Source organism: Lactobacillus sp. X-49, from assembly GCF_057063645.1.
Genome location: NZ_JBXSQM010000011.1, coordinates 26,760 through 50,166, shown reverse-complemented (window position 1 = coordinate 50,166; position 23,407 = coordinate 26,760). Strand labels below are relative to the sequence as shown.

Here is a 23,407-nt window from a genome sequence, read left to right as displayed (position 1 = left end):
CATAGACAATAAAGTCAACTTTTTTTTCAAATCCAAATGATAGATTATTGTTTTTTGGTACCAAAGATATAGTAATCGCTTTCATAAATTGTGTCAATACCTTTTTTATTTTAAAATCAAAAAATTGAAACAACTATTTACTTACAAAAAACAAAAAAGCTATATTTGCTCTTCATTGCAAAATATAGCTCTTTTAAATAAGTGATAAATACTTTAATGTTAATAATTAAGTAATCTATAATATCTTCTTGTTTGGGCAGATCTACCTGTTTTAATTGAATACATCTTAAACAATGTATCAAAATAGTGATTTAATGCATACGCTTCAACAAAGTCTTTTAACTCATCATCAAAATCCTTTAAACCAAAATTATTAACGTCGACAATCAATGGATCATTAGCAAATTTCTGAACAAAATTGACTACTCGCATATCTTCTTTTCGATTTGCTTCACTATTGACTACCACACCAACATTTTGCTGATAATCAATGATTTCAAATGGTCCATGAAAAAATTCGCCAGAATTAATTGCTTGAGCCTTAATATGTTGAATTTCCTCCATTAAGTAGTTAGTAAAGCAACAAACTTCACCCCATACGTTACCAGATCCAATCCACATTTGCATTTTATCAATATCAGTATTATTAACATGGTTTAATGCTTTCGGTACCATTGACTCAATACCATCAGCTATTTTTAAACCCATTTGCTTTAACTGTTCTTTTTGTTTTTTTAACTTGTTTTTAGGCTTTTCTTCAGCAAAGTTGAGGAGAAACCATCCTAACTCAAGCAGATTAGCATCGGTATCAACTGATTTGATTCGATTATTAATTACTTGCTCTTTTTCGAGATAACTATCTTCATCCCCAATAAAACTAATAATTGTGCAGTTGGGAAATTCAGTTCTAATTTGGTCAAGAGCAGTAACTAGTTCTTTTGTTTTACCTGTTTTTGTTCCGGCTACAATAAAACTGTTTTCTGTAATATCATTATGATATAAATCGATCAGTTCATCCGGTGTTGCAATCATAAAAGGTACAGGAAGTTTTTTGAACATCAATGGACGTAGATTTACAAACTTAGTATATGAACCACCACAACCAGTAAAAAATATATTGCTTATTTTTTTCTTTCGTAGTTCGCTTAAAATCTGATCGACACTGTCTAATTCGTCAACCGCACTATTATAATTATTTAAAAATTCGTTTCTTTCAAAATACATTCGTTTTTCCTTTCAAGTTTTATGGTTTTAAAAAACCGCAAAATGTTCCTAAAATGCTGATTAATAAAATAGTGAATAAAATCCACAATATTTTGACATGTTTTTTCTTCAATAGCCAAGAGATAAAAAAGGTAATAGCCAATGGCATTAGATCCGGCATGATTGAATTAAGCAATGACTGAATTGTCTCAGGGTTTTTCCCACTACTAATCTGCACCGGTATATTGATTACCACCATTGACGCAACCATCGCTCCGATGACTGTGTTGCCTAAAATATTGATTGCATAGGTGATCGAGTTCATAAGTCCTGAGGTCATTTTATCTACAAAAGTAGTGCCCAACTTATATCCCCACATGGTGCCATAATAACGCACGAGCAAGTTGGGAATGTTATAAATCAGGACAAACAGGATTGGACCCAAAATACTACCTTTTTGTGCCAATGAAATTCCAATTCCACTAGCAATGATTCTTAGGCTTCCCCAAAAAATAGAATCACCAATTCCCGATAGTGGTCCCATCAACCCCGTTTTCATCGTATTTATTGAACTTGGATCAAATTTCGGGTCATTGGCATTCTTTTCCTCCATTGAAGCAAGGACACCCGCAATAAATGGCGAAGTTGCAGAAGTACAGTTAAAGAATTCCAGATGACGTTTGATTGCATTTTTTCTATCTTCTTTTCGATCGTATAGCTTACTGATAATGCCACTCATCGTATACGCAAAACCCATGCTCATCATTCGCTCGTAATTAAAAGAGGCTTCCATTGGCATACTCCGCCAAAAAATTCCGATTAGATCTTTCTTGGTTAACCTATTTTCACTAGTTTTATCTTCATTAAAAGTCATCTTCTTGAACCCCCGCATTTTGATTTGAGTTATTTTGATAATTGTCATGAATTTCTTTAGTGATCAAGTACATTATTCCGGCAAAAATTGCACCAATTATTGATGCGGCAATCATATCAAGCTTTAGGTAAGCAGCACAAACAAAGCCTATAAAAAAGAACGGAGCAACTTTTTTCGAAAAGGTCATGTTGATTAGCATCGCAAAACCAACAGCAGGCAAAATTTCAGTTGTTACAGTAATTCCATCAATCAAAAACTTTGGTATCAGTTTTACAAAGCTGTTAACTAAGTTACTGCCAAGTGCAAATGAAACAGTAGTAACCAAAGCCATCATAATAATTCTCGTGAACGAAGCCCATAGATGCATATTACCTGCTTTGATAGCTTCCCCCTTTTCTGCATAAGCATCAGCCTTATGTGCCATTACTGGGAAAATCCCGACGTAAAGCAAATTCTTGATCAACAATCCTAGTGTGGCGATTGGTAAAACCAAGGTAAGTGCAACACTAACACCATAGCCATTTTTCAAGGCCAAAGCAGTAGCTAAAATTCCACCGATTATTTCGTCAGGTGGAACTGTTGCACCTACACCCATCAAACCTAAAAAAGCTAATTCAAGCGTAGCTCCAATTATCAGCCCTTGTTGCACATTACCAAAAATCAGACCAATAAACAAACAGGTAACTATTGGTCTACCAATGAATGAAGATCCTAAAAAGTCCTGCATATTAGCAATTAACGAAACTAAAAATATTCCAATAATTTGTAAAACCATTTTGCTTCTCACCATTTAACCAAAGTAGAAAACTCAGTATCAGGATCTCCAGGAGCCTGTTTTACCAAAACTTTAATGCCACTTTTCTCAAGTTCAGTAAGTTGTTTAATTTCCGCGTTCGTAACATAAACTGATTTAGCAATATTAGTTGAATCATCTTTTTCACTCGATAATCCTAAGTCTATTATTTTTATATCTGGCACCTGTTTAGCAAGTCGATAAGCATCATGAATTGTCTCTACAACTACAAAAACTCGATATTTATCAGTCACTCCACTGGCAATTGCTCTTGCCGAATCATCAATCGTTTTAAAAATCAATTTGGCATTATCAGGTTTGGCTAATTGAAATGTCTTTTTTCGAAATACATCTTTAGCAACTTTATCATTAGCAATCAAAATTGCATTAGCAGATAAGTTATTTGTCCATGCAAATGCAACCTGACCATGCAACAAACGATAATCAATTCTTGTCATCGCTATCATAAATTGAATATTCCTTTCCTTTAAAACTCGTCTTCTTCTCCATTGTCACTGTATTCAACAATGTTTAATCCTTGCCTACCGATATCAATCAATTCTGAAAGCTTTTTTTGTATTGCTTCGATACTCCCAGTAAAATTAGATGCAAAATTAATTAATTCTAATACGAAGGGTAAATTCATTCCTGAAACAAGAACATAATTTGGCTTCTTTGCTGTAAACAACATTAATTCATTATTAACTGAGCCACCAATTACGTCAGAAACAAATACTATTTGCTGATCAAAAATTGGTTCTATTATTTTTGACAATTGGTCCTTAAAGTTAAACTCATCATATAAATAGGCTGTTAGATAATGAAGATTATTTTGCTTACCCATAATAAGAGAAGCCGTATCATACATTCCCTTAGCCAAATCAGAATGGCTTGCCAAAACTATTTCCATGACTTTTTCCTTCCTTTCATTTCTTTGTTTAACTTAATTTAACGCTTAACACTATTTTGAGCAACATAAAAAGGAACCTTTTTATAAAACAGTTCCTTTTTAGCGACCAATTATACGACCATTTATCGATTTATACTAATTTTATAACTAATAAATTCAGGATTGTACCATGACTTGGTGTATTCAACCATTTCTTTTTTATCAGTGAATCCCCGATATTCTAAAAATAAGAGGTAAACGTATTTCGACTTGTCTAACAGAATATTTTCTTCAACAAACTCATTATCAATGATAGGTCGAGCTTCAATTTTGGTCTGAAAGCTAACTGGTTTATGATTTTGATGATCCATATAGTCGTACAGCGACATCTTACTAAAATCATAACGATGTGCATCTTCAAATTTTCTAAACGGTATATAAGATTTTTGAACCGCAATAACAGTTTTACCTACTAACCTCGTTCGGTATAATTCGTAAAAGTCACTATTGCCATCGTTAAATACCTGTGCTAATTCTTCATCATCATAGATAAGCTTAAATGATTCAACACGGTTCACCGCCTGCCTTTTATTTATTTTCATTATCTGTGTAAAAGAATTGGGAGAATTATCTCCAATTTCAAAAGAGTTACTTAAGGCACCCTTGATTAAATATGTACCATCTCCACGTCTTTTTTCTAAGATATTATCCTCAACTAGCGAATTAATAGCATTCTTGATAGTTGATCTAGAAAAACCAAGTTTACCGGCTAAAAGTCGTTCATTGTAAATTTTTGAATTAGGCTTAAATGTGCCATTTGAAATTAAATTAATGATTTGTTTTTTTGCTTCTTGATATAAAAATTTGTTCATACTTTACCTCTTCTGTAAACTAAAATTTCCCGGTAACATTGCAGTTTCTTCATATCTAATTATTTTTTGTTTGTCATTTAAAAAAAGAGCTTTTCGTAGTAACACCTGCAGTTGGGATTGACTTTTATTATTTAAAAGCAAATTTTTTTCCTCATTACTGGGCCAAGTAAGCATAATATCATTATCAATTTTTTCAACCTGTTCTTTTTGATCAACCCATTTTTCAACGTCCTTAGTATCTTCAGAATCAAGAATTATTTGTGGAATTAATGATGTAATTACCTCTATCACATTTTCAGTTTTGGATATCGTAAACACTCTCTTACGCAATTGACCAACATTTCTTTTAAAAATCGTATTGTAAAAGCCCGATCTTTCAATTATTTGGTCAGAATATAGGCTAACAGTAATTACATTACTTTGCTTTTCTATTTCATTAGGTGTCAAATACTTCTTCAAATCAATTATTTCCAAGTTTTATACCTCTATCCATTTCTAAATAAAACTATCTAGTAGACATTATGTTGAAGTTTACCACCTTTTCAAATCTGCTCCAATCTAATAAATCTCTTTAAAATAAATCACACTAGAATTGCTTGATATTGTAGACAAGTATTAAAAAAATATACACAAATAAATACTGGATACAAATATTGATAAATTTCAATTTATGTATAGACATCTTAATGCCAGCAATCTAATATTAGGATTAAATTTAAAGAAAAAATGTATACAAAAAACGTTGAGTTTCTTACTCAACGTCTCTTTTATTGGTTAATTTTAGTCTAGAACATCTTGAATAGTGACATCAGCGCCTAATAAACGAAGTTTTTCTTGTACTCTGTCGTAGCCACGCAGTATATTACCCGCATTATTAATCACAGTTTTTCCTTTAGCCATAAGCCCAGCAATCATTAAACAAGCTCCTGCACGAATTTCACCTGCAGAAACAGTTTCCCCATGAAGTTCTGTTGTGGGATGAATTAAGATAACATTGTCTTCAACACTAATGTTTGCGCCCATTTTGCGTAATTGTTCAATATGACCAACACGTTTAGGATAAATTCGATCAATTATTATCCCTTCACCTGTTTTTGCGGTTAACAAAAGTGGCGTTACTGGTTGCTGCAAATCCGTCGCAAATCCTGGGTAAGCATCGGTTTTAATCTGAGCCATTTTCAAATCACCAGCTGGATAAACAAACAGTGAATCCTCATCAGCATCAATAACTACACCCATTTCCTCTACCTTTGCTAGATAAGAATCAAGGTGTTCTTCAATAATATTATGAATGCATACACCATTGCCAATGCAACCAGCAAGTGAAATATACGTGCCAGCTTCAATTCGATCAGGAATAATTGTATGGGGGGTCTTTGCTTCAAGATGTTCGACACCCTCGATCCTAATTGAATCAGTTCCTGCACCTCGAATAATTGCACCCATATTGTTTAAAAAAGTAGCCAAATCAATTATTTCTGGCTCTTTAGCAGCATTATCAATTATTGTTTGACCATGAGCTGTAACCGATGCCATAATAATATTCATTGTTGCACCAACAGATGGCATTTCTAAGTGTATCGTTGCACCTTGAAGACCGCCAGCTGGAGCAGTAATTATTATTTGATCATTTTCATTTTTTACACATGCACCTAGAGCTTCAAACCCCTTAATATGCTGATCGATTGGACGGGGACCTATATCATCCCCGCCTGGAAAGCCCACTACAGCCTTGCCAAAACGCCCAAGAAGCGCACCCATAAAATAATAGGAAGCGCGCAAACTTTTAATCTTACCGCTTGGTAATGGGCTCATCTTAATGTTTTTGGGGTTAATATGTAAGGTTGTTTGGTGAAAATCACTTTCAACATCCATTTCGCTCAACAAATCCATTAAGTTGTCAACATCGGCAATTCTTGGGACACCTTCCAAAGTTACCGGTGTATGCGACAAAATTGATGCTGGAATTAAAGCAACGGTTGAATTTTTAGCACCGCCAATCCAGACATCACCCTGTAGGGGCTTTCCACCATGAATTATCATTTGCTTCATTGGCGAAAAAATCCTTTTCTATTTCGTTTAATCATAATTATGTTAAAGGAATTTGCTAGAAAAAACAAGGGAAGACCTCCGTCATTCCCGTTTAAATATCAGTTTTTTGTATTATTCAAATTCTCATATTAAAGTTCTTCTTCTGGTAAACCACAAGCAGCACCAATGAAAGCTTTGTAAAGACCTTCGGGTCTTTGTGGTCTACTCAAAAATTCGGGATGATATTGAGCCGCAACAAAAAACTTATTCTTTGATAATTCAATTACTTCAACTAAATGATTATCAGGAGACACACCAGCAAAAGTCATACCAGCTTTTTCAAATTCTTCACGATATTGATTATTAAATTCAAACCGGTGACGGTGACGTTCTTGAATTACCTCTTGATTATCATAAGCCGCAGCAGTTTTAGTTCCAGGTTTTAATGCAGTCGGATATAATCCCAATCTTAAAGTACCACCAATATTCTCTTCATCACGTTTATCTGCCATGATATCAATCACATTATGGGTTGTATCAGGATTTGCTTCAGTAGAGTTAGCATCTTGGTATCCTAAAACATTCCGAGCAAATTCGACAGTTGCCATTTGCATTCCCAAACAAACACCAAGAAATGGAATATCATTTTCACGTGCATACTTAATCGCCGTAATCATTCCTTCAAGCCCACGTGTTCCAAATCCTCCAGGAACAATTAAGCCATCAGAATTTTCCATAAAGTTAGCGATATTATCTTCTGTAATATCTTCAGCTTGAACTTTTTGAATTTCAACATTTGTATTAAAAGAATAACCTGCATGTTTTAAGGCATCAGTGACTGAAATATAAGCATCCTCTAGTTCAACATATTTACCAACTAAGGTTATTTTAGTTGAATACTTTAAATTCTTAGCCCGTTCATCCAAACGTTTCCATTCTTCCATATCGGCTTCTTTTTTCGGACTTTCAATATGAAGAAAATCGCAGACTTTTTGATCCATTCCCTGCTCTTTAAAAGCGAGTGGCAAATCGAATAAAGAAGGTGCATCAATTGATTCAATAATTCGATCAACAGGTACATCGGTAAAGTTAGAAATCTTGTCTTTATGTTCTTGATCAATCGGCATTTCTGCACGCAGTACTAACATATTAGGTTGAATACCAATACTACGGAGTTCAGCAACTGAATGCTGTGTTGGTTTAGTTTTCATTTCTTGAGCTGCATGCAAATATGGTACTAAAGTACAATGAATATACATCACATTCTCTTCACCAACTTCGCGTCGCATCTGTCTAATGGCTTCCATAAAAGGGGTCGATTCAATATCCCCAACGGTACCACCAATTTCAGAAATCACAACATCTGAATCAGTAGTCAAGCCAGCACGCATAATTTTTTGTTTGATCATATCAGTAATATGCGGAATTACTTGAACAGTCGCACCGTGATAATCTCCCCGACGCTCTTTTTCTAAAACTTCCTTATAAATTTTACCGGTAGTAACATTAGAATACTTGCTAGTTCGTACGTCAACCATTCGTTCATAGTGGCCTAAATCAAGGTCGGCTTCCGTACCATCATCAGTCACAAAAACTTCACCATGTTGATAAGGATTCATGGTACCAGGATCGATATTAATATATGGATCAAACTTTTGCATTGTTACCTTGAGCCCACGATTTTTTAATAACCGTCCTAGACTTGAAGCGGTAATTCCTTTCCCTAGTGAAGAAACAACACCACCAGTAACGAAAATATATTTTGTCATTAGCCAAACTCCTTTTCGCAAAATAAAAATTAACCAAAAATAAAAAAAGCTCCCTTACGGGAGCATAATCGCACACAACGTGCCCAAATAAAATATTATCCATTTTAACTACTTAAGTCAAGAAAATAATTTGTCTTACAGCTAATTCGCTCTTCAACTAACCTAATTTTTACATTTAGCAAAGCCCCAGATTATTCTTAACCATTTTCTGTTAATTTTTACTTGTCTTACTGCTTGTCAAATGCTAAATCTTACTAGTTTTTGTAGTCAGCAATCAATATAAAAATATAAGAGCTACAATATAAATCATCAAAAAAGCGGAAAATAATCCCGCTTTATATAAAGATTGAAAATTTACTTAAATTACAGAAAATTATTCATCCTCTTCATCATCGTCATCATTTAATTCCGATAACTGCCCCTCAATACCATCTGGCAAGTCCTCATCTTCTTCGTCTGGAACAAAGTCTTCTTCATCGTCATCAGCAGCAAAATCATCGTCATCATCTGCTGGTGTTACATCTAAGTCTTCATCCTCAGGATCATCATTATCATAGTCAATAATATCATCGCTGCCAGTAGCGCTTGCCAAAAAGGCATTGACTTTCTTATGATGAGTACGTGTATCTTCTTCATCCTCATCTTCAGGATGATTAACTTCTTCATCAACTGATTCATAGGGAAACCATGAGCGAAGTGCCCAGACATTTTCACCCATTGAAATAAATTCACCATTGGTGTTCATATCTGTATAAAATTGAGGCAAACGTTCCCTAATTTCTTCATCACTCACACCCAAAAACTTTTGTACAGCATTAACAATATCAGCAAAAGCCATTCTCTTATTGTTATCTTCCAAAATTGCGCGAGCAACTTCAATCATTGATAATTCATTGCGATTTTTGTCTTTAAAGTCGTTTAATCCCACAATTGCATTCCTCTCTCTTAACAATCCTTTTTATTTTACTAGGCGTTTAAGTAAAAATCAACGTGACAGTATAGTTTCCTACTAAGTATAGCCCACTAAAGAGGTCATATTCAATGCGAAGTTCTCGCGAGCCATCTTTTTTTGAAAAAAATTTAAGTAAATTTGTAGTACTTTTTAAATCCATCTGATAACCTTGTGCAACGTAACGACATTCTTTTTCTTTGCCAAGTACAAAATGTAGCTGTGAATAATTATCTCGATCATTACCACGTTTGATAATCACATCGTCCTGCTTAATTAAAATTTTAACTGGGACCACATCATCTTCCAAATAAGAAATTCTAGTAATTTCTCCTTGCTTTTGTATATCTCCAATTCCAGATTTTTTAAAAGTTTCACTTTCCTTTTCTTGAACAATTTTACTAGTGAAGTTGATTTTAACTCTTGTCATTACTGGTCTAATTTCTCCCTCATGAGCTATCATTAGTTATGTCACTCATTTTTTACGTGGTTTAACAAGTAAAAAAGCTAACCATGAAGATTAGCTAATCCGGACAGTAGCAACACTTGCTCTATTAATCTTATTATAAAGTAAACTAGGATTTTTAGCCAGATATTATCAACATTTGCTATTTTTGTGTCTCCAACTTCATGAATTAAAACTTGCGAAATCTAGCTTGACGTTGATTTAACAACTCATCAACTGACAAACCATTAAATTCCTTCAATCTCTGAGCAAGCATTGCTTTTAATTGTATTGCTTCGTTAGCTAAAACTTTTTCTGGCAAAATCCGTTCAACGATGCCCTGCTGCTTAAGCCACTCTGGTTCAATATGCATTATTTCAGCTGCATCTTGAGCTCGTTTGGCATCCTTCCACATTATTGAGGCAAACCCTTCAGGTGATAATACAGTATACATGCTGTGCTCTAACATCCATATTTCATCACTACATGCCAATGCTAAAGCACCACCAGATCCTGCTTCTCCAATAATTACAGTAAGGATGGGAACTTTTAATTCGAGCATATTACTTATACTCTGAGCCAAGACTTGCCCCTGACCATTTATTTCTGCATCCGCTCCCGGATATGCTCCTGGGGTATTTATTAAGGTTATAATCGGCAAATTCATACTTTCAGCTGTTTTCATGATTCGCAAGGCTTTTCTATATCCTTGAGGTAATGGACTACCAAAGTTAGTCGCCATTCGTTCTTTTAATTCTTGTCCTTTATTAGTAACAACAACTGCAATACTTTTACCTTCGAGAATTCCAAAGCCTGCAATAATTGCTGCATCATCACCGTTAACGCGATCGCCGTGCATTTCAAAAAAATCAGAAAACAATTCATTGACCAATTGACGCATATTAGTTTTACTATCACTACGCGCACCATCCATGATATGTTTAATTTCTTTATTTGGCATCGTTACATGCCTCCCATTTATTAGCTGAAAATATTTTTAACAGCTGACTCAATTTTGCGACCTGCTCATCCCTTGGCACAATCGCATCAATAAATCCATGTTGATAAGTATTCTCAACAGTTTGAAAATCTGAAGGTAATTTTTTATTGATTGTCTGCTCAATTACACGTCGTCCCGCAAATCCAACAAGAGCCTTGGGCTCTGCTAAAATAACATCCGCTTGCGAAGCAAAACTTGCAGTTACCCCACCAGTTGTTGGATCCATAACAACCACGATATACAGAAGTTTTTTTAAGCGATGCTCATTTACTGCTACAGAAATTTTGGCCATCTGCATTAAAGAATCAATTCCCTCCTGCATCCTTGCCCCACCTGAAGCCGTAAATAAAATAACCGGCAAATTTTTTTCAGTTGCTTTTTCAAATAAACGCGTAATACGTTCCCCAGTTGCAGTCCCTAAACTCCCCATGATAAAGAATGGATCCATAATTCCTAAAGCAGTTTGATAACCACCCAAATTAGCCTGACCAGTTAAAACAGCATCCTTAAGCTTAGTTTGACTTTGCATTTTCTGAATTTTGTCTTGGTAGTTAGGAAAGTTAAGGGGATTACTTGTTACCAAATCAGGATCCCACTCACTAAATTCGCTAGTTAACATTTTTAAGCGCGCTTTGGCTGTTACTCTAAAACCATAGCCACAGTATGGGCAAACCTGATATTTTCCAGCACGATGAAAATAAAATTTTTCATTACACTTCGGACAACTACGAAAAATTCCTTGTGGTACATTAATATGGTAATTTTTTAGGGCGCTGTGTGGGTGTTTTGAGAATTTAATTGCCATTATTTACTACTCCTTGTTTTTTAATGAATTTAGGCAAAAATTCTTGATCAATATAAGTGGTCAGATAAGTACCCTTCATAAAGCTGGGCTCTTGGAGCAAAGCGACTAAGAAATTGCGATTTGTTTGTAATCCTTGAATATCAAATTCTCTCAGTGCACCAATTAGTCTTTTGATGACTAGGGGGCGATTTTGCGCATGAGCTATAATTTTAATAATCATTGAATCATAAAATGGTGAAACAGCATCACCGCTATTAACACCACTCTCAATTCGGATACCTAAGCCACCAGGAAGTGCCATCTGTTCAATTTTACCAGCTTGCGGACGAAAATTTTTTACAGGATTTTCAGCATTAATCCGAGCCTCAATTGCTACACCATGGATTGTAATTTCGTCTTGATCAATACTCAATTTTTCACCCGCCGCTATCTTAATTTGCTCTTTAATCAAGTCAATTTGGGCAACTTCCTCAGTAATTGAATGTTCAACCTGAATACGCGTATTCATTTCCATAAAATAAAAGTGGTGATCGGGATCCATCAAAAATTCGATTGTTCCAACATTTTGATATTTAATTGCCTTGATTGCGTTAATCGTGACTGTTTGCAAATATTGCCTTTCTTGTTCATTAATCTGAGAACAAGGAGTTTCCTCAATCACCTTTTGCTGATTACGTTGCATGGAACAGTCACGTTCTGGTAAAGCTACGACATTACCTATTTTATCGGCAATAATTTGTACTTCAATATGCTTTGCTGGGGATATGATTTTTTCAAGATACATTCTGTCATCACCAAAAGAAAGCTTTGCCTCTTCTTGTGCTTGATTAAATGCCACTGCTAACTTTTCTGAAGTTTTTACCTTTCTAATCCCTTTACCGCCACCACCTGCAACAGCCTTAAGCATAACAGGAAAACCAACTTTCTCTGCAATAGTGCGAGCCTCATCAACACTACTAACATAGCCCTTACTACCTGGAATAACGGGGATATGATTTTTTTGCATTGCTTCTCGAGCATTAGCTTTATTCCCCATTAATGAAATTGTCTCAGATTTAGGACCGATAAAAGTTAAGTGGCATTCTTCGCACATTTGAGCAAATTCTGAACTCTCAGACAAGAATCCATAGCCTGGATGAATTGCTTGGCAACCTGTTAAAAGTGCTGCACTAACGAGATTTTGCATATTTAGGTATGATTTGGCCGGTTGCGCTTCCCCTATACAAACTGCTTCATCTGCTTCTTTTACATGTTGTGCATTTTTATCAACCGTTGAATAAACAGCAACTGAAGTTATCCCCATTTCACGCAGTGCTCGAATAACCCGCACAGCAATTTCTCCACGATTAGCTATTAATACTTTACTGAACATTTCAAGCGCACCTTACTTTATCGCAAATATGAGTTCTGCTGTACATGCTAGTTTATCTTTTACTATAGCTTTAGCATTACCTATACCTGCATTACCACGTAATTTTTCCAATTTGACTTCTAAGCGTAACCTATCACCAGGTTTAACCATCTGCTTAAACCTCGCATTTTTGATTCCACCAAAATATACAGTCTTCCCTTTGTGTTCAGGCATCGTCAACAAGGCGAGTGCACCAGTTTGTGCCAAAGCTTCAGTAATCAATACTCCTGGCATCACTGGATTTGAAGGAAAATGCCCTTGAAAGTATCCTTCATTAATTGTCGTGCTTTTTTCTGCGATTGCATATACACCCGGCTCATAATCTATTACTTGATCAATTAAAAGCATTGGATAGCGATGCGGTAAAATTGCTTGAATTTGTACACTGTCTAATGCACACGGCTTTTCATGTTCTTTCATTATTTCCTCTATTATTCCGTTTTAATCGTTAGCAATGGTTGGTCAAACTCAACTACTTCTTCATTTGAAACTAGGATTTCAGCTACAGTACCACTAACTTCACTTTTGATTTCAGTCATCATCTTCATGGCTTCAATCAAACAAACAACATCACCTTTTTGAACATGATCTCCTGGCTTTTTATATTGAGCTGCATCAGGACCAGATTGTAAATAAACAATTCCCACTAATGGTGCTTTTACCGTTGTAACTTTATCATCGGTAGGAGGAATTTTCTCAGCAATTATTGGTGCAAGTGCATCCGTTACATGGGAATCAGATGCGGGTATTTGTGATGCATTAATATTATCAAGCGCACTCTGTTGCGTTTTATCAATCTGGATATGCCCACCTTCGAAATCTAAATCGAATTTTGTAATATCACTTTCATTGACATAAGTAATTATTCGTTGAATTTCTTCAAAAGTCATTTAATCGCTCCATTTTTTCATTGCTAAAACTGCGTTATGTCCACCAAAGCCAAAAGAGTTACTAATAGCATATTTAATCGACTTATTGCAATTACTATTTTTGACTAAGTTGATTGGACAATCGGCATCTTGCTTAGTAAGTCCAACATTAACTGGCAATTTGCCTGATTCCATAGCCAAAATAGTTGCAATTGCTTCTACTGCACCCGCAGCACCAAGTAAATGTCCCGTCATGCTTTTAGTACTAGAAACAAGAACTGAACTTTTCATACCAAAAACCGTGTTAATTGCCTTAGCTTCAGCTGCATCATTAGCGTGGGTACTTGTCCCATGAGCGTTAACATAGCCAACTTGAGCTGGGACAATTTTCGCTTCTGCCAGAGCTAAACTCATTGCTCTAGCCGCCTGCATACCGCTAGGATCAGGAGAAGTAATGTGGTATGCATCAGAACTAACTCCATAACCAACAATTTCACCTAAAATTCTCGCCCCTCGACTTTGAGCATGTTCTAAAGATTCTAAGACTAGCGTTCCTGCACCTTCACCCATTACAAAGCCAGCCCGATTTTCATCAAAAGGGATACTAGCTTGTTGCGGATTAGTTGTTTTTGATAATGTTGATATAGCTGCAAAGCCGGCAATACCACTTTCATTAATGGCGGCTTCAGATCCGCCAGTAATCATTACGTCTGCATAGCCATCTTTAATTTGACGAAAAGCTTCACCAATTGCATTCGTACTTGAGGCGCAAGCTGTCACAATAGTTGTGCTTATTCCTTGGGCGTGATATCTGATTGAAATATTTCCGGCAGCCATATTAGCAATTGCAGTAGGAATAAACATTGGAGACACACGATCGAGCCCCTTATCATGCCATTTGATAACTTGCTCCTGAATAGTTGTCAAGCCACCAATTCCCGAACTCCAAATAACACCTAAGCGCTCACTTTCAGTATTTTGCTCATTAATTTCTGCCTGTTCAATAGCTTGCGCAGTCGCATACATTGCATATTGCGTAAAAGCATCCATACGCCGAGAATCTTTTTTGGTCAAATATTTTAAAGGATCAAAATTATCTAGCTGACCTGCTAATGTGACACCTGTTTCACTAGCATCAAAATAGGTAATTGGTTTAAAGCCAATTTTATTATTATTTAATCCTTGCTGAAAACTGGCAACATCATTACCGATAGGTGTCAAAACCCCCATACCTGTAATTACTACTCTTGTCATTGCCCTTCTCCTTATTGAATTGCTAAACCGCCATCAACCACGATCGTTTGACCAGTAATATATTCATTTTGTGCTAAAAAAACCGCAGTGTTAGCCACTTCTTTTGGATCACCTAGCCGCTTAAGAGGGATTCGCGATACAAGCTGGTCTTGAATTTTATTACTTAAACTCTGAGTCATTTGAGTAGCAATCATTCCCGGAGCAATTGCATTACAACGTAAATTACGCATTGCAACTTCTTTTGCTACTGATTTTGTTAGCCCAATAATTCCCGCTTTACTGGCAGCATAATTAGCCTGGCCAACATTCCCAGTCATGCCTACGATACTTGCCATATTAATAAAACATCCACTTCGCTTTTTATACATTGGACGTAAAGCTTGTCGTATAACGTTATATGTCCCAAACAAATTTGTATTAATTACGCTTTCAAAATCTTCCTCAGTCATTCGATTTAATAAACCGTCTCTTGTAATTCCAGCATTGTTTACAACTACATCAATTTGACCAAAACAATCTAAAATTTTTGTAATCATATTCTTAACTGATTCTGGTTCAGACACATCGGCACTAACGTCAATAACATCGACACCCATTGTCTCAAACTCTTTTAATATTGATGAGCCCACTTTATGACGTGCATTTAAAACAATTTTAGTCTTATAAGTAGCGAAAGCTTTTGCAATTTCTAATCCAATTCCCTGTGAACTACCTGTTACTAATACAACCTTATCTTTTAATTCCATTAGTCAATCTTCTCCAATGCAGAAACCGTTTTTTGCAACTCGTCCAGGCTGTCTGTGCGATAAGTTTTGATGCCAGCAATCATTTTGCGTGCAAAGGATATCAATGTTCGACCAGGACCAATTTCAACTACCGCATGCAAATTTTCAGTATGCTCAGAAAGTGTTTTAGCAAAATAAGTTGTTGAAACCAATTGATTAGTCAAATTGCTAGTCAAATTGGAAGGGGTAAATACTTTTTGGGTGGTTGTGCTGTAAACAGGAAATTGTCCCTGACGCCACGCAACTTTACTTAACTTTTCTTGTAACTCCGCTTGAACTGGTTGCATTAATGGTGTATGAAAAGCCCCACTAACTTTCAACGGTATTACATGCATTCCCTTTGCGGTTAAATGCTCTTGAGCAACATTAACTGCGGCCATTTCGCCACCAACAACTATTTGATTGGGTAGATTAATATTTGCAATACTAATCTGTCCATAGCACTTAACTTGTTCAATAATAGTTTGAACATCAGATTGTGAACTTTTCATTACTGCTATCATTGCACTTGGTGTCTGCTCACTTACTATTTGCATCAACTCGCCACGCTTTTTGATTAAGTGTAAAGCCGATTCAAAAGTAAGATAATTACTAGCTGCTAATGCACTATATTCACCCAAGCTTAGGCCTAAACCGAATTTTGTAAAAGCTATATTTTCTTGCAAAATTTGATATATTCCATAACTAATCGTCATTATTGCCGGTTGGGCATACTTGGTTTGGGCTAATTCGGTTTGTTTACTTTCGTCAAATAATAGTGCTGGTAAATCTAAATTCAACTTGGTTGCTGCTGTATCAATTGTTTTTCGATAATTTGGCAAAAAATCATACATATCTTGGGTAAGACCAGTTTTCTGGGCACCTTGACCACTAAATAATAGACCGATCATTTACTTAACCGCTCACCATTTAATAGCTTATCAGCCTCTGTATAAACCTCAGCTAAAATTTCAGCAGCCGGCTGTTCTTTTTTGACCATTCCAGCAATTTCACCAGCCATAAAAGAACCTGTATCTTTGTCTCCGTTTAAAACAGCACGTTGTAAACTACCACTACCCATTTGCTCCAGCTTAGCAAAATCGGGTTGAGCCTTTAGTGCTTCTTCTTTTTCTAATTCAAGATACTTTTTGGCCATTTTGTTTTTTAAAACCCGGGAAGGGTGTCCTGCAAAGTCACCAGTGACTGTTGTACTAGCGTCCTTTGCACGAATAACAGCTTGTTTGTAATTCGGATGAATTTTAGATTCCGTTGCAACTAAAAACCGAGTTCCCATCTGAATTCCTTGTGCTCCCAGCATAAAAGTTGCAGCCATTCCACGACCGTCACCTATTCCGCCAGCGGCAATTACCGGAATATCAACGTTATCAACCACTTGTGGCACTAAAGCCATCGTTGTTAATTTGCCAATGTGACCACCAGATTCCATACCTTCGGCCACAACAGCATCCGCACCAACACGCTCCATCATTCTAGCAAGGGCAACCGAACCAACCACAGGAATTACCTTAATATTGGCATCCTTAAATTGTTTAATATATTTAGAAGGGTTACCTGCACCAGTTGTTACAACAGCAATACTATCCTTATTGGCCAAAATTACATTGACCACATCAGCAGCATATGGTGATAGTAACATCACATTCACGCCAAATGCTTTTGGTGTAAGCGACTTCGCAATATTGATTTCTGCTTCAACAATTTCACCTGGAGCATTACCTGCACCAATAATTCCTAGACCACCCGCGTTTGAAACTGCTGCTGCTAATTTTCCATCAGCAACCCATGCCATTCCACCTTGAAAAATTGGGTATTTAAGACCCAAATCTTTCATTAATGGGCTTAATTTCATTATTTAATCCTCTTTCGCTGCAAGTTGCTTCTTTACAAAGTCAACTAAATCTTGTACAGTTTTGATTCCTTCTTCATTCTCAATCTTAATGTCAAATTCATCTTCTAACTCATTAATTACTTCAAAAACATCTAAACTGTCGGCATTCAGATCATCTTTAATGTTAGCGTCTGGCGTAACCATTTCATCATCTTCACCCGTTTGATCAACGATAATTTGTTTTACTTTATTAAATATTTCTTGTTCTGACATTACTATTTTTCCTTTGTTGTATCTTAAAAAATAAGCGCAATACTTGCTACGGTTAATCCGCCACCAAAGCCACTTAAAATTAATTTTTGACCTGTTTGTATTTTTCCTGTTGAAACAGCTTCATCTAACAAAATTGCAATACTGGCCGCCGACGTATTACCAAACTTAGCAACATTACTTAAAAACTTGGTTTCATCTTCTTCTAACCGTTGCGCAATTGTAGTTACAATCCGACCATTTGCCTGATGCAGTAGATACCAATCTACTTGCTCACTCTTCCAATTTGCTTTTGCCAAAACCCGCTTAATTGACTTAGGAACTTCATGCGTCGCAAAACGGTAAACTTCACGTCCATCCATTTCAAAGTATTTTCGATGAACACTAGTCTTATCATCATTGAATGGGGAATTTAGTGGATTATATCCTGCAGTTAAGACTTGACTTTTTTCGCCAAAACAGGTTAAGTCTTCTGCCATTACTCCATGTATTAACTTATTAGATTCAACTAATACACCCCCGCAACCATCACCAAATAAGATAGCTGTCGAGCGTTCATGCCAATCAACTAATTTTGATAAAACTTCCGCTCCAATTACAATTCCTCGCTGATATGATCCTGCTAATAGTTTATCGGCAATTGATAAAGCATAAATAAAACCTGAACACGCCACATTAATATCAAATGCAAATGCATGATCAGCATGTATTCTTCCCTGAACAATTGCAGCAGTTGAAGGTGTTAGATAATCCGGTGACATCGTAGCTACAATGATAAAATCTAGTTGATCAGATGAAATGTGGGCTTTTTGTAGCAATCTTTTCGCTACCTTAATGGCCAAATCAGAGGTTTGCTCGTTTTGTGCAATATGACGCTGCTTAATATGAGTTCGTGACGAGATCCACTCATCTGAAGTATCCATCATAGCAGCTAAATTGTCATTAGTTACCACTTTGGGTGGAACATAATGAGCAGTCTGCATAATTTTTAAACCCATCCAGCTAATGCTCCTTTTTATTATTAATACTTGGCGGAAATTCAAGAAAAGCACGCAAGTTTAGCAAGGCGTGTTCGATGATTGCAATCTGCTCATCATCAAATCCCTCAATAAACTTCTTTACCATGTGCCGGTGAAAAGAATCATGTGCCCGGTAAACTAATCTGCCACGATTAGTCAACCCCAAACGAATAATTCGGTGATCATCTTCACCATTAATTCGGATAACATATCCTTTACGAACCAATTTATTGACCATTGTCGTTACAGAACCTGCCGTAACCATCAATTCTTTTGCAACTTGTGAACTTGTTTTATGATCATACATTGAAATCACATCAATCGCATGCAGTTCTCTAATTGAGATATCCTTGAAATCACTTTTGCGTAGCTCACGCTCTTCAACTCTCATGATATCGGTATAAACTTTAGTTAGCAGATTATTAATCCGCTTCAAATCTGTTTCCAATAACATCACCTCTCACTATGTACTTAACGTATTGATAAATAATAATCTTACTAATATTATCTATATTTATACGTTATTTGAAAAGATAAAGCTGATGTATTCAATTTTAAGGCTACTTTAAATTTGCTTTTGGCTGCTTAACATCCCCCCTTTAATTATTTTAATACTCAAACTAAATTACGAAAGTATAATATGGTATTTAACATCAAATGTCAACATTAATATGTTTAATTATGGACTTTTTTAATTAAATGATTAAAAATAAAGTAAGATATCATTTTTAAATTGATTTGATTATCAAAGTTTTTATTTTTATGACTGTGTGAATCTTTATGAATCAAAAACCAATAACTGTTTCTGAAAAGCAAAAATTACTTAAAAAATTATTAGGTGATCTACCTTTACAAATTAGATGGTATACTAGTCTATCATCAACCAATTTTTTCGCTAAAAATATGCTAAATGAGAAAAAATATTGCTTACCTTTTTTAATTGGGAGTGATATGCAAACAGCTGGTTATGGTAAAAAAAATCGCCAGTTTATCTCAAAACCTGGCGGAATTTATCTATCATTAATTATTGAAGTGCCACAATTAAATTGGCAAAATCAAGGTTTATTAACAACTGGAGTTGCATGGCAATTACACGAAGCAATTAAGGATGTTTTTCAATTACAAACAGAATTAAAATGGGTAAACGATCTTTTGTATCATAATAAAAAAGTAGCAGGCATTTTAGTAGAAAGTACTCAACCCCAGATTGCAATTATTGGCATTGGCTGTAATCTATTTCAATCTGGTTTAAACCAAGAATTACCTTTTGCCTCAAATTTATTAGAAAAAGAACCTAGTATAGCAATTAGTTGTAGCTTAATTGCTAATCTGGTTCATAAGCTTTTAGACTTTTGCCCCAATTTTACTCAGAACAATTTTTTACCTAAGTATAAAAAGCATTTAGCTTTATTAAACAATAATGTAATGATTCAATTAGGAAAGCAAATTATTTACGGAAAAGTTATAGACTTAACTCCAATGGCGAATTTAGTCTTGCAAACTGAAAGTGGCGTACGCGTTTTTAATGCTGGAGAAATTACGAAAATTAGGTGAAAAGTCATATTAATTTCAGATCTATTTTAGTTAAACTAATATAACTTATCCATCTTAATGCCACTTACATAATTCTAATTGTATAAAAGCCAAACTCTTGTGGTTCAACAAGAACAGTATTAACCCTGATTATAAAATAATCAATAATTTGCTATTTCTATCATTTTAACTTTCTTTCATTAATTTTGTTATAATCTATGTATATACTATAATATTGATTTAAATACAAAACCTGAGGATGGATATGCCAAATTTTAAAAGTAACAAATTAACGAAAGAAGTTGTTTTACGTGACCCCGTTCACGATTACATTCATATTGAAGATCAAGTGATCCTAGATCTATTGACCACTAAAGAATTCCAACGCATGCGTCGCATTAAGCAACTTGGCCCGATTGCCTATGTTTTTCCAGGAGCAACACATACTAGGTTTGAACACAATGCTGGTGTTTATGAACTAACACGACGAATTTGCAACATTTTTGCCGAAAAATATCCCACTAAAACTCCTAGTGACGGACTTTGGGATGACAATAATCGTTTACTAGTTGAATGTGCCGGATTACTTCATGACATTGGTCACGGCCCATACTCGCACACTTTTGAACATCTTTTTGGAACAGATCATGAGAAAATTGGTCAAAAAATTATTACTGATCCCCATACCGAAGTTAACCAAGTATTGCGTCAAGTTGCTCCTAACTTTCCTGAACTAGTCGCAAGTGTAATTGCCAAAACCTATCCTAATCCACAAGTTGTAAAATTAATTTCCAGTCAAGCTGATGCCGACCGGATGGATTATTTAAAACGCGATGCCTATTTTACCGGTGTCACTTACGGCGAATTTGATCTATCACGAATTTTGCAGGAAATCCGACCTTATAGTGGTGGAATCTGTTTTACAATGTCAGGAATGCATGCAGCAGAGGATTATATCGTGTCTCGTTATCAGATGTATCAACAAGTTTACTTTCACCGTGTGGGTCGGTCTATGGAAGTTATTTTGCAACATCTACTTGAAAGAGCAAAAATAGTATATCAACAAGGTGTGCTACAAGTAACGCCCGAGTTAGCAAATTTCTTGGCAGATAACTGGTCATTAAATGACTATCTTAAACTTGACGATGGTGTGATGGAAACTAATTTTTCAATGTGGACTGAATCTACTGATCCAATTTTAGCTGATCTTGCGAATCGTTATTTATTCAGAAAGCCATTATCTAGCGTATGTATTGATGCTGAAACCAAAAACCTGCTTCCCAAGCTCAAAGACTTGATTAAACAAGCCGGATTTGATCCCACCTATTACACAGACACTAACTCGGCTTTTGATGAACCATATGACGCCTATAAGCCAACTGGTAAAAACGCTAATAGTCAAATTGAAATCATGCAAGATGATGGGCAATTAATTGAACTATCACAATTAAGCCCCCTTGTTCGCGCACTTAATGGAACTTTACAAGGCGATGAGCGTTTTTTCTTTCCTAAAATCATGATGTCAAATAGTGCCGAACCACAAATTTTTGATCCGTTATATCAGCAATTTCAACGCTACATTAAAAATGGTACCTTACGTTATTTAAGAAAACCCAAGAAATAGAGAAAAAGAATCCGGAACTTATCTCCCAGATTCTTTTTACTTTACCTAATTAAAAAATATTAATGCTTATTTTCTTGATAACGTGTATTAAACAATGGACTAAGTGGCTCATTCTTCTGAATACACTTAATGGCATCCCCCATCAAGGAACCAACTGATACAAGCAAAGTTTTATCCAATTTCTTTTCTTCTGGTTGGTTGATCGAATCGGTTAATACAAGATTTTTAATTGGTGATGCGTTTAATCTTTCAATTGCCGGTCCTGACAAGACCGCATGAGTAGCACTAGCATAAACTTCTGTTGCACCAGCATCAATTAAAGCTTGTGCCGCCAAGGTGATGGTTCCCGCAGTGTCAATCATATCATCAATAATGATTGCCCGTTTGCCTTTAACATCACCGATAATGTTCATTACCTCAGCAACATTAGCTCGTGGCCTCCGTTTATCTACAATCGCAATTGAAGTACCTAAAAATTCAGCCAATTTTCTAGCACGAGTTACACCACCATGATCTGGTGAAACCACAACAGCATCTTTTTCCAAATGATTACACAAAAAGTAGTCTGCAAGTAAAGGCGCACCCATAAGATTATCTACTGGTATATCAAAAAAGCCTTGAATTTGTGGTGCATGCAAATCGAGTGACAAGACTCTTGTTGCACCAGCTTCTTGAAGCATATCAGCTACTAATTTAGCTGTGATTGGTTCACGTGGTCTAGTTTTACGATCCTGACGGGCATAGCCATAATATGGAATTACAATATTAATTGTCTGAGCACTCGCACGGCGAACTGCATCAATCATGATCAAAAGTTCCATGAGATTATCATTAACAGGAACACTCAATGATTGAATTAAATAAACGTCCTTACCTCGAACCGACTCATCAATATTAATTTGAATTTCACCGTCACTAAAACGTTGAACACTTGACTTACTTAGCGCTACCCCAACGCGTTCAGCTATTTTCTCAGCAAGTGGCAAATTCGAATTAAGGGCAAACAACATCATATTGTCTTTATAAGACATAATTTCCTCCGTATAATATTTGTTAACAACTTATTATTTTAGCAAAAGTTGTTTGAAAAAGTTACTCCTGTATTTATTATTCAACTTTACACTGCTATATTCAAGCCTTTAAAACAAGATAAATTAGCAATTTTATTTTATATGTCTAAAACT

Annotated in this window: 26 protein-coding genes; 2 read left to right on the top strand and 24 right to left on the bottom strand. The window is 35.6% G+C overall.

The features are described 5' to 3' along the window. Positions 1-219: 219 nt before the first annotated feature. The 23 genes from ACYIAQ_RS06410 to ACYIAQ_RS06300 all read right to left on the bottom strand — a co-directional run bounded on the left by ACYIAQ_RS06410 (position 220) and on the right by ACYIAQ_RS06300 (position 19,514). Entirely contained in the window at positions 220-1,224 is a 1,005-nt protein-coding gene (locus ACYIAQ_RS06410; RefSeq protein ID WP_483563021.1) for an SIS domain-containing protein, read from the bottom strand. Between the two features lie 19 nt (positions 1,225-1,243). Then, positions 1,244-2,077, bottom strand: coding sequence for a PTS system mannose/fructose/sorbose family transporter subunit IID (locus ACYIAQ_RS06405; protein ID WP_483563020.1), 834 nt, complete (start codon positions 2,075-2,077; stop codon positions 1,244-1,246). Then, positions 2,067-2,852: a PTS mannose/fructose/sorbose/N-acetylgalactosamine transporter subunit IIC gene (locus tag ACYIAQ_RS06400; protein ID WP_483563019.1), complete on the bottom strand. Its 786-nt coding sequence runs from the start codon at positions 2,850-2,852 to the stop codon at positions 2,067-2,069. Before ACYIAQ_RS06400 ends, ACYIAQ_RS06405 begins: the two co-directional genes overlap by 11 nt. 8 nt (positions 2,853-2,860) lie before the next feature. Next, entirely contained in the window at positions 2,861-3,337 is a 477-nt protein-coding gene (locus tag ACYIAQ_RS06395; protein ID WP_483563018.1) for a PTS sugar transporter subunit IIB, read from the bottom strand. 20 nt (positions 3,338-3,357) lie between these two features. Beyond that, a complete protein-coding gene (locus ACYIAQ_RS06390) occupies positions 3,358-3,780 on the bottom strand; it encodes a PTS sugar transporter subunit IIA (RefSeq protein WP_483563017.1) in 423 nt (140 codons plus the stop codon). 122 nt (positions 3,781-3,902) lie between these two features. Beyond that, positions 3,903-4,631, bottom strand: coding sequence for a GntR family transcriptional regulator (locus tag ACYIAQ_RS06385; protein ID WP_483563016.1), 729 nt, complete (start codon positions 4,629-4,631; stop codon positions 3,903-3,905). 3 nt (positions 4,632-4,634) lie between these two features. Next, positions 4,635-5,105: a hypothetical protein gene (locus ACYIAQ_RS06380; RefSeq protein WP_483563015.1), complete on the bottom strand. Its 471-nt coding sequence runs from the start codon at positions 5,103-5,105 to the stop codon at positions 4,635-4,637. A gap of 306 nt (positions 5,106-5,411) precedes the next feature. After that, positions 5,412-6,683, bottom strand: a complete 1,272-nt coding sequence (locus ACYIAQ_RS06375; protein WP_483563014.1) for a UDP-N-acetylglucosamine 1-carboxyvinyltransferase — start codon at positions 6,681-6,683, stop codon at positions 5,412-5,414. Positions 6,684-6,811: 128 nt separating this feature from the next. Beyond that, positions 6,812-8,431 (bottom strand): CTP synthase, encoded by a 1,620-nt coding sequence (locus ACYIAQ_RS06370; RefSeq protein ID WP_483563012.1) that lies wholly within the window; start codon positions 8,429-8,431, stop codon positions 6,812-6,814. A gap of 373 nt (positions 8,432-8,804) precedes the next feature. After that, positions 8,805-9,359 (bottom strand): DNA-directed RNA polymerase subunit delta, encoded by a 555-nt coding sequence (gene rpoE, locus ACYIAQ_RS06365; protein ID WP_483563011.1) that lies wholly within the window; start codon positions 9,357-9,359, stop codon positions 8,805-8,807. Positions 9,360-9,405: 46 nt separating this feature from the next. Further along, positions 9,406-9,810 carry a YwiB family protein gene (locus ACYIAQ_RS06360; protein WP_122018944.1) on the bottom strand — a complete coding sequence of 135 codons (405 nt, stop codon included), beginning with the start codon at positions 9,808-9,810 and terminating at the stop codon, positions 9,406-9,408. Between the two features lie 205 nt (positions 9,811-10,015). Further along, entirely contained in the window at positions 10,016-10,786 is a 771-nt protein-coding gene (gene accA / locus ACYIAQ_RS06355; protein WP_483563010.1) for a carboxyltransferase subunit alpha, read from the bottom strand. After that, on the bottom strand, positions 10,776-11,630 hold the full coding sequence (locus ACYIAQ_RS06350) for an acetyl-CoA carboxylase carboxyltransferase subunit beta (protein ID WP_483563009.1): 855 nt from the start codon (positions 11,628-11,630) through the stop codon (positions 10,776-10,778). Before ACYIAQ_RS06350 ends, accA begins: the two co-directional genes overlap by 11 nt. Next, positions 11,620-13,002, bottom strand: a complete 1,383-nt coding sequence (locus ACYIAQ_RS06345; protein ID WP_483563008.1) for an acetyl-CoA carboxylase biotin carboxylase subunit — start codon at positions 13,000-13,002, stop codon at positions 11,620-11,622. The genes ACYIAQ_RS06350 and ACYIAQ_RS06345 overlap by 11 nt, the downstream gene beginning before the upstream one ends. A 12-nt stretch (positions 13,003-13,014) precedes the next feature. Next, positions 13,015-13,461, bottom strand: coding sequence for a 3-hydroxyacyl-ACP dehydratase FabZ (fabZ, locus tag ACYIAQ_RS06340; protein WP_483563007.1), 447 nt, complete (start codon positions 13,459-13,461; stop codon positions 13,015-13,017). A gap of 11 nt (positions 13,462-13,472) precedes the next feature. Beyond that, on the bottom strand, positions 13,473-13,931 hold the full coding sequence (accB, locus tag ACYIAQ_RS06335) for an acetyl-CoA carboxylase biotin carboxyl carrier protein (protein WP_483563006.1): 459 nt from the start codon (positions 13,929-13,931) through the stop codon (positions 13,473-13,475). Further along, positions 13,932-15,164 (bottom strand): beta-ketoacyl-ACP synthase II, encoded by a 1,233-nt coding sequence (gene fabF / locus ACYIAQ_RS06330; RefSeq protein WP_483563005.1) that lies wholly within the window; start codon positions 15,162-15,164, stop codon positions 13,932-13,934. Positions 15,165-15,175: 11 nt separating this feature from the next. Further along, a complete protein-coding gene (fabG, locus tag ACYIAQ_RS06325) occupies positions 15,176-15,910 on the bottom strand; it encodes a 3-oxoacyl-[acyl-carrier-protein] reductase (RefSeq protein ID WP_483563004.1) in 735 nt (244 codons plus the stop codon). Further along, the gene (locus tag ACYIAQ_RS06320; RefSeq protein ID WP_483563003.1) at positions 15,910-16,839 is read right to left on the bottom strand and encodes an ACP S-malonyltransferase; all 930 of its coding nucleotides are present in this window, start codon (positions 16,837-16,839) and stop codon (positions 15,910-15,912) included. The genes fabG and ACYIAQ_RS06320 overlap by 1 nt, the downstream gene beginning before the upstream one ends. Next, a complete protein-coding gene (fabK, locus tag ACYIAQ_RS06315) occupies positions 16,836-17,798 on the bottom strand; it encodes an enoyl-[acyl-carrier-protein] reductase FabK (protein ID WP_483563002.1) in 963 nt (320 codons plus the stop codon). The genes ACYIAQ_RS06320 and fabK overlap by 4 nt, the downstream gene beginning before the upstream one ends. A gap of 3 nt (positions 17,799-17,801) precedes the next feature. Beyond that, entirely contained in the window at positions 17,802-18,050 is a 249-nt protein-coding gene (acpP, locus tag ACYIAQ_RS06310; RefSeq protein WP_483563001.1) for an acyl carrier protein, read from the bottom strand. Between the two features lie 23 nt (positions 18,051-18,073). Further along, entirely contained in the window at positions 18,074-19,045 is a 972-nt protein-coding gene (locus tag ACYIAQ_RS06305) for a beta-ketoacyl-ACP synthase III (RefSeq protein WP_483563000.1), read from the bottom strand. A 4-nt stretch (positions 19,046-19,049) separates the two neighbouring features. Then, positions 19,050-19,514: a MarR family winged helix-turn-helix transcriptional regulator gene (locus ACYIAQ_RS06300; RefSeq protein WP_483562999.1), complete on the bottom strand. Its 465-nt coding sequence runs from the start codon at positions 19,512-19,514 to the stop codon at positions 19,050-19,052. Positions 19,515-19,846: 332 nt separating this feature from the next. Between ACYIAQ_RS06300 and ACYIAQ_RS06295 the strand changes: the two genes are divergently transcribed. Both ACYIAQ_RS06295 and ACYIAQ_RS06290 read left to right on the top strand, forming a co-directional pair. Next, positions 19,847-20,620: a biotin--[acetyl-CoA-carboxylase] ligase gene (locus tag ACYIAQ_RS06295; RefSeq protein ID WP_483562998.1), complete on the top strand. Its 774-nt coding sequence runs from the start codon at positions 19,847-19,849 to the stop codon at positions 20,618-20,620. Positions 20,621-20,864: 244 nt separating this feature from the next. Then, the gene (locus ACYIAQ_RS06290; protein WP_483562997.1) at positions 20,865-22,223 is read left to right on the top strand and encodes an HD domain-containing protein; all 1,359 of its coding nucleotides are present in this window, start codon (positions 20,865-20,867) and stop codon (positions 22,221-22,223) included. Between the two features lie 59 nt (positions 22,224-22,282). On the opposite strand, the gene ACYIAQ_RS06285 is transcribed toward ACYIAQ_RS06290, so the two are convergent. Then, positions 22,283-23,254 carry a ribose-phosphate diphosphokinase gene (locus ACYIAQ_RS06285; protein WP_122018948.1) on the bottom strand — a complete coding sequence of 324 codons (972 nt, stop codon included), beginning with the start codon at positions 23,252-23,254 and terminating at the stop codon, positions 22,283-22,285. Between the last annotated feature and the right edge of the window lie 153 nt (positions 23,255-23,407).

Excerpts from the sequence above, each read along its gene's own strand:
- ACYIAQ_RS06410 (WP_483563021.1), bottom strand. The coding sequence starts at position 1,224 with ATGTATTTTGAAAGAAACGAATTTTTAAATAATTATAATAGTGCGGTT.
- ACYIAQ_RS06405 (WP_483563020.1), bottom strand. The coding sequence starts at position 2,077 with ATGACTTTTAATGAAGATAAAACTAGTGAAAATAGGTTAACCAAGAAA.
- ACYIAQ_RS06400 (WP_483563019.1), bottom strand. The coding sequence starts at position 2,852 with ATGGTTTTACAAATTATTGGAATATTTTTAGTTTCGTTAATTGCTAAT.
- ACYIAQ_RS06395 (WP_483563018.1), bottom strand. The coding sequence starts at position 3,337 with ATGATAGCGATGACAAGAATTGATTATCGTTTGTTGCATGGTCAGGTT.
- ACYIAQ_RS06390 (WP_483563017.1), bottom strand. The coding sequence starts at position 3,780 with ATGGAAATAGTTTTGGCAAGCCATTCTGATTTGGCTAAGGGAATGTAT.
- ACYIAQ_RS06385 (WP_483563016.1), bottom strand. The coding sequence starts at position 4,631 with ATGAACAAATTTTTATATCAAGAAGCAAAAAAACAAATCATTAATTTA.
- ACYIAQ_RS06375 (WP_483563014.1), bottom strand. The coding sequence starts at position 6,683 with ATGAAGCAAATGATAATTCATGGTGGAAAGCCCCTACAGGGTGATGTC.
- ACYIAQ_RS06370 (WP_483563012.1), bottom strand. The coding sequence starts at position 8,431 with ATGACAAAATATATTTTCGTTACTGGTGGTGTTGTTTCTTCACTAGGG.
- ACYIAQ_RS06360 (WP_122018944.1), bottom strand. The coding sequence starts at position 9,810 with ATGACAAGAGTTAAAATCAACTTCACTAGTAAAATTGTTCAAGAAAAG.
- accA (WP_483563010.1), bottom strand. The coding sequence starts at position 10,786 with ATGCCAAATAAAGAAATTAAACATATCATGGATGGTGCGCGTAGTGAT.
- ACYIAQ_RS06350 (WP_483563009.1), bottom strand. The coding sequence starts at position 11,630 with ATGGCAATTAAATTCTCAAAACACCCACACAGCGCCCTAAAAAATTAC.
- ACYIAQ_RS06345 (WP_483563008.1), bottom strand. The coding sequence starts at position 13,002 with ATGTTCAGTAAAGTATTAATAGCTAATCGTGGAGAAATTGCTGTGCGG.
- fabZ (WP_483563007.1), bottom strand. The coding sequence starts at position 13,461 with ATGAAAGAACATGAAAAGCCGTGTGCATTAGACAGTGTACAAATTCAA.
- accB (WP_483563006.1), bottom strand. The coding sequence starts at position 13,931 with ATGACTTTTGAAGAAATTCAACGAATAATTACTTATGTCAATGAAAGT.
- fabF (WP_483563005.1), bottom strand. The coding sequence starts at position 15,164 with ATGACAAGAGTAGTAATTACAGGTATGGGGGTTTTGACACCTATCGGT.
- fabG (WP_483563004.1), bottom strand. The coding sequence starts at position 15,910 with ATGGAATTAAAAGATAAGGTTGTATTAGTAACAGGTAGTTCACAGGGA.
- ACYIAQ_RS06320 (WP_483563003.1), bottom strand. The coding sequence starts at position 16,839 with ATGATCGGTCTATTATTTAGTGGTCAAGGTGCCCAGAAAACTGGTCTT.
- fabK (WP_483563002.1), bottom strand. The coding sequence starts at position 17,798 with ATGAAATTAAGCCCATTAATGAAAGATTTGGGTCTTAAATACCCAATT.
- acpP (WP_483563001.1), bottom strand. The coding sequence starts at position 18,050 with ATGTCAGAACAAGAAATATTTAATAAAGTAAAACAAATTATCGTTGAT.
- ACYIAQ_RS06305 (WP_483563000.1), bottom strand. The coding sequence starts at position 19,045 with ATGGGTTTAAAAATTATGCAGACTGCTCATTATGTTCCACCCAAAGTG.
- ACYIAQ_RS06295 (WP_483562998.1), top strand. The coding sequence starts at position 19,847 with ATGAATCAAAAACCAATAACTGTTTCTGAAAAGCAAAAATTACTTAAA.
- ACYIAQ_RS06290 (WP_483562997.1), top strand. The coding sequence starts at position 20,865 with ATGCCAAATTTTAAAAGTAACAAATTAACGAAAGAAGTTGTTTTACGT.
- ACYIAQ_RS06285 (WP_122018948.1), bottom strand. The coding sequence starts at position 23,254 with ATGTCTTATAAAGACAATATGATGTTGTTTGCCCTTAATTCGAATTTG.